The sequence below is a fragment of the Sedimenticola selenatireducens genome (assembly GCF_007625115.1).
GTDB classification, from domain to species: Bacteria; Pseudomonadota; Gammaproteobacteria; order Chromatiales; family Chromatiaceae; genus Sedimenticola; species Sedimenticola selenatireducens_A.
Map to the genome: position 1 here is coordinate 1 of NZ_VMNH01000041.1, position 5,246 is coordinate 5,246.

Consider the following 5,246-nt stretch of genomic DNA (forward strand, 5'->3'; position numbering starts at 1 on the left):
GCCCTGGCGATCAGCGGAGTCCTGGCATTAGGCGCAGGCCAAGCGGTATCGGCGGAGACGATCAAGGTCGGTACCTTCCTGGCGGTGACCGGAGGTGCCTCGTTCCTGGGTGATCCGGAGCTAAAGACCCTGCAGATGTATATTGAGAACATCAATGCCAAGGGCGGCATCGATGGCAAGCAAGTCGAGCTGGTGCACTATGACACCGGCGGTAACGCCAAAGAGGCGGTCAACTTTGCCAAGCGCCTGATCCAGAAAGACAAGGTGGATGTGATTGTCGGGGGCTCCACCTCCGGCTCATCCATCTCGGTCATGCCCCTGGTAGAGAAGGCCGGTATTCCCTTCATCTCTCTGGCCGGTTCGGTCAAGATCATTGACCCGGTACAGAAGTGGACCTTCAAGACCCCCCATACCGACCGTATGGCGGCCCAGAAGATCTATGAAGATATGAACAAGCGCGGCATCTCCAAGGTCGCCCTGATCAGCGGTAATGGTGGTTTCGGTAAGTCCGGGCGTGCCCAGAGTCTGGCGATGGCAGCCAGTTATGACATCGAGATCGTGTCTGATGAGGAGTATGGCGCCAAGGATACCGACATGACCGCCCAGCTCACCAAGATCCGTGACACCGATGCCCAGGCGATCCTTAACTTCGGTTTCGGTTCCGGTCCGGCGATTGTGACCAAGAATATACGTCAGTTGGGTATCACCCTGCCGCTGTATCAATCACACGGCGTCGCCTCCAAGAAGTTCATCGAACTGGCCGGTGATGCCGCGGAAGGCGTGCGTCTGCCTGCCGCTGCCCTGCTGGTGGCCGATCAACTGCCAGAGAACGATCCCCAGCGTCCCGTCCTGCTCGGTTACAAGAACCTCTATGAAGGCAAGCACGGCGATGTCTCCACCTTTGGTGGTCACGCCTATGACGGCCTGATGATTGCCCTGGAAGCGATTGATCGCGCCAACTCTACCGACAAGGAGAAGGTGCGTGACGAGATCGAGAAGACTAAAGGCTTCCCCGGTACCGGTGGTGTGTTCAACATGAGCCCCACTGACCATCTGGGTCTCGGTCTGGACGCCTTCCAGATGCTCGAGATCAAGAACGGTGATTGGACCATCGTGAAGTAAGCCGGTTTGGCAGTCCGGTGCCTGCATCGGACTGCCACCACCCGCCAGAGGCGGGTTCGCACCAGCAACCAACCCGTCAGACAACCCGGGAACGCCCCGTGTTTCGCCTCAGGCATGACTGCCTGATCGGACGCCACGCTGCCTTCCCCGACACAGGATTTCTCGGATGTTCGATCAGATCCTCCAGTTTTTGCTCACCGGGATCACCGTAGGCTCGACCTACGCCCTGGTAGGGCTTGGCTTTGCCATTATCTATAACGCCTCGGACGTGGTGAACTTCTCGCAAGGCGAGTTCGTCATGATCGGTGGCATGAGTGCGGTGGCACTCTCCGCCGGTGATACCGGCCTGCCGTTGTGGGCCGCGGCCATCGGCGCCGTGCTCATCACCATGCTGGTGGGTATGGCGCTGCAGCGCTTTGCCATCGCACCGGCCCGCGGCGCCTCGGTGGTGACCACCATCATTATCACTATCGGTGCCTCGATCTTCCTGCGCGGTGTCGCCCTGCTGGTCTGGGGCAAAGATCTGTTTGCACTGCCCCATTTTTCCGGTGAGGAGCCGATCCAGATTGGCAATGCCACCATCCTGCCCCAGAGCCTCTGGGTGATGGGCGGCGCGGCGGCCCTGGTGATGGGGGCACAGTATTTCTTCAACCACACCACCCTGGGCAAGGCGATCCTCGCCTGCTCCTGTAACAAGACCGCCGCTCATCTGGTGGGGATCAATGTCGGCATCATGCTGCTGGTCGCCTACGGCATGTCCGCCGCCCTCGGCGCCATGGCCGGCATCCTGGTCGCCCCGATCACCTTCTCCTCCTATGACACCGGCGTCATGCTCGGCCTCAAGGGCTTCTCGGCGGCGATTCTCGGCGGCATGGGTAACCCCATGGGCGCAGTGGCCGGTGGCCTGCTGCTGGGCCTGATCGAGTCCCTCTCCGCCGGGCTGATCTCGTCCGGTTACAAGGATGCAATCGGTTTCATTATTCTGCTGCTGGTGCTGTTCTTCCGCCCCAGCGGCCTGTTTGGCAAGGCCTCGGTGGATAGGGTATGAAGTCGCTCGCACTCAACATCAGCCGCAACATCGCTCGGGTGATCACTCACCCCACCCGCCGTCAGGGGGTGCCAGGATGAAGCGTCTCAGTGGATTTTATCTGTTGGCCATCGCCGTCGCGGCGCTGCCGTTTATCTTTCCGGATAACTATTTTGTCACCGTGGTCGGTGTCTCGGCCGGGTTACACGCGATTCTTGCGGTCAGCCTGAACCTGCTGATGGGCTATGCCGGGCAGATCTCACTCGGTCATGCCGCCTTTTTCGGCATGGGCGCCTACACCTCGGCCATCCTGACCACCCGTTATGGCTGGAACCCCTGGCCCACCATCCTGGTGGGGGCCGCCTTTACCGGTGTCGTGGCCTATCTTGTGGCCCGACCGATCCTCAAGCTCAAGGGTCACTATCTGGCGATGGCCACCCTGGGTCTGGGTATCATTGTGCATATCGTTATTGTACAGATGGGCTGGCTCACTGGCGGACCGGATGGGCTGGGCAGTATCCCCAGCCTGTCGATCTTCGGCTGGGAAGTGGACAGTGACGAGCGCTGGTATATCGTCATTGGTACCCTGCTGATGCTGGTGGTCTGGCTGGCACTGAACATTATCGACTCGCGCAGTGGGCGCGCCCTGCGCGGTCTGCACGGCTCTGAAGTCGCCGCCGAGATGATGGGCATCGACACCGCCGCCACCAAGACCGGCGTGTTTGTACTCGCCGCCCTGATCGCCTCCGTGGCCGGCAGCATCTTTGCTCACCAACAGGCCTTCGTCAGCCCTGACTCGTTCAGTTTCTTCTTCTCCATTGAGTTGGTCACCATGGTGGTGCTCGGCGGCATGGCCTCCACTTACGGGGCCGTGTTGGGCGCCATCATCCTCACCTTCCTGCCGGAGCTGCTGGTGGTGTTTGAGGATTACGAGGTGATGATCTTTGGTGGCATCCTGATGGGCATGATGATCTTCCTGCCCCAGGGCCTGTTCATTGGCCTGCAGGAGCTGTTAAGGAAGTTAACCCGCCCCAAGAAGACCCCGGCAACCCCGGTTGCCGAGAAGAAGGAGAGCTCACATGGCGCTGCTTGATGTCAAGGATCTCACCATCTCCTTCGGCGGTGTCACTGCCATTGCCGACTTGCATTTTGAGGTCCCCGAGAGTCAGGTCTATGCGGTGATCGGGCCCAACGGGGCCGGTAAGACCACGCTGTTTAATATGCTCTCCGGGATCTACAAGCCCAATGAGGGGAGCATCCGGTTCCAGGGTAAAGAGATTGTCGGGCGGAGGCCCCACCAGGTGGCGAAGATGGGGGTGTCGCGGACCTTCCAGAACCTGCAGATGTTCTTCAACATGAGTGTGTTGGATAACGTCAAGGTGGGCTGTCATCTGCGGACCCACAGCCATCTCTGGAGTGCGGCCCTGCGCCTGCCCAATATCCTCAAGGAGGAGCGTCAATCCCAGGCCTGGGCCCGCGAGGCCCTGATCTTCTGTGGCCTGGAGGCCTATATCGACCAGCCCGCCGACGCCCTGCCCTACGGGGTGTTGAAGCGGGTGGAGATCGCCCGGGCCCTGGCGGCCCAACCCAAGCTGCTGTTGATGGATGAGCCGGCGGCCGGGCTCAACGATACCGAGACGGTGGAGATGCGCGAGCTGATCCGGCGGATCAGTAAGACCGGTATTAGCGTGTTGCTGGTAGAACACAACATGGGACTGGTGATGCAGGTCTCTGACCGCATCCTGGTGATCGATTATGGCAGCCGATTGGCCGAGGGGTTGCCGGAAGAGATACAGAATAACCCGAAGGTGATCGAGGCCTATCTGGGGGGAGAGGTGCAGTATGCCGTCTGATGCGCTGTTACAGGTGGAGGCGCTGACCGCCCACTACGGGCCGATCCAAGCCTTGAACGGGATCTCGCTGGAGGTCAAACCAGGTGAGTTGGTGGCGATGGTAGGGGCCAATGGGGCGGGTAAGACCACCCTGCTGCACACCCTCTCCAATGTGCATAAATCCAGTGGGGGCAAAGTGATCTTCGATGGTCAGGAGATCACCCGTACCGCCCCGCACAAGATCGTGCAGGCCGGGATCTGTCATATCCCCGAGGGGCGTCAGGTGTTTGCGCCCTTGAGCGTGGAGGATAACCTGCTGCTGGGCGGCTTTACCCAGCGTAAAAACAAGGCCTGGGTCGAGGAAGAGCTGGCCAAGATCTATACCCTGTTCCCGATCCTCAAGGAGAAACGCCGGCAGGCGGCGGGCACCCTGTCCGGCGGTCAGCAGCAGATGCTGGCGATGGGCCGGGCGCTGTTGGGCCGCCCCAAGTTGCTGTTACTGGATGAGCCGTCGATGGGGCTGGCACCGCTGTTGGTGGCGGAGATCTTCCGGGTGGTGCGTGAGCTCAACGAGAAGGGCGTGACCATCCTGCTGGTGGAGCAGAACGCCAAGGCGGCACTGGGTATTGCCGATCGCGGCTATGTGCTGGAGACCGGACGGGTGGTGTTGTCGGCGGACGCCGATGAGCTGCTCGCCGATGAGGCGGTACAGAAGGCCTATCTGGGCCATTAATCACCGATCGCTCGCACCGCGGGCATCACGTTAAGAGTCATAACACCGAGGTTGAAGACGCTATGTATGTAGAACAGATCATGACCCGCGAGGTGGATACCGTGACGGCGGATATGAAGCTCAGTCATGCGGCCCAGGTGATGCGGGAGAAGGGGCGCCGCTATCTGCCGGTGGTGGATGATAAAAACCATCTGGTCGGCCTGTTCAGTCAGAAGGAGTTGGACCGGGCCGAGCCTTCGGCCATCACCACCCTGTCGGTCGGTGAGGTCAATTATCTCACCTCCAAGATCACCGTCGGTGAGCTGATGGTGCGCGAGGTGATCACCTGCTCCTCCGACACCCTGATCGAAGAGGCCGGCAAGATGATCCGTGACAAGAAGATCGGCAACCTGCCGGTGATCGACAACGGCGAACTGGTCGGCGTGGTCAGTGAGACCGACATCCTCGACTTCTTCCTCGATATCATGGGCTGTGGGTTGGAGAAGACCACCCGCATCGCGGTCAGCCTGCCCAACAAGGCCCGCGCCCTCGC

6 protein-coding genes are annotated in these 5,246 nt (G+C 60.5%); all 6 read left to right on the top strand.

What is annotated here, in order from left to right; translation table 11 throughout:
• Positions 1–1,122: ABC transporter substrate-binding protein (locus FHP88_RS19030; protein WP_335341572.1), on the top strand; the 1,122-nt coding region annotated here is incomplete at its 5' end.
• A gap of 166 nt (positions 1,123–1,288) precedes the next feature.
• Positions 1,289–2,170 carry a branched-chain amino acid ABC transporter permease gene (locus tag FHP88_RS19035; protein WP_144360730.1) on the top strand — a complete coding sequence of 294 codons (882 nt, stop codon included), beginning with the start codon at positions 1,289–1,291 and terminating at the stop codon, positions 2,168–2,170.
• Positions 2,171–2,246: 76 nt separating this feature from the next.
• Complete coding sequence (locus FHP88_RS19040; protein ID WP_144360731.1) at positions 2,247–3,242, top strand: branched-chain amino acid ABC transporter permease; 996 nt, start codon at positions 2,247–2,249, stop codon at positions 3,240–3,242.
• Entirely contained in the window at positions 3,229–4,002 is a 774-nt protein-coding gene (locus FHP88_RS19045; protein ID WP_144360732.1) for an ABC transporter ATP-binding protein, read from the top strand. Before FHP88_RS19040 ends, FHP88_RS19045 begins: the two co-directional genes overlap by 14 nt.
• Positions 3,992–4,714: an ABC transporter ATP-binding protein gene (locus tag FHP88_RS19050; RefSeq protein ID WP_144360733.1), complete on the top strand. Its 723-nt coding sequence runs from the start codon at positions 3,992–3,994 to the stop codon at positions 4,712–4,714. The genes FHP88_RS19045 and FHP88_RS19050 overlap by 11 nt, the downstream gene beginning before the upstream one ends.
• Positions 4,715–4,776: 62 nt before the next feature.
• On the top strand, positions 4,777–5,246 hold a 470-nt coding region (locus tag FHP88_RS19055; protein ID WP_144360734.1), incomplete at its 3' end, for a CBS domain-containing protein.

Coding starts and splice junctions, on each gene's coding strand:
- FHP88_RS19040 (WP_144360731.1), top strand. CDS start 2,247: ATGAAGCGTCTCAGTGGATTTTATCTGTTGGCCATCGCCGTCGCGGCG.
- FHP88_RS19035 (WP_144360730.1), top strand. CDS start 1,289: ATGTTCGATCAGATCCTCCAGTTTTTGCTCACCGGGATCACCGTAGGC.
- FHP88_RS19045 (WP_144360732.1), top strand. CDS start 3,229: ATGGCGCTGCTTGATGTCAAGGATCTCACCATCTCCTTCGGCGGTGTC.
- FHP88_RS19050 (WP_144360733.1), top strand. CDS start 3,992: ATGCCGTCTGATGCGCTGTTACAGGTGGAGGCGCTGACCGCCCACTAC.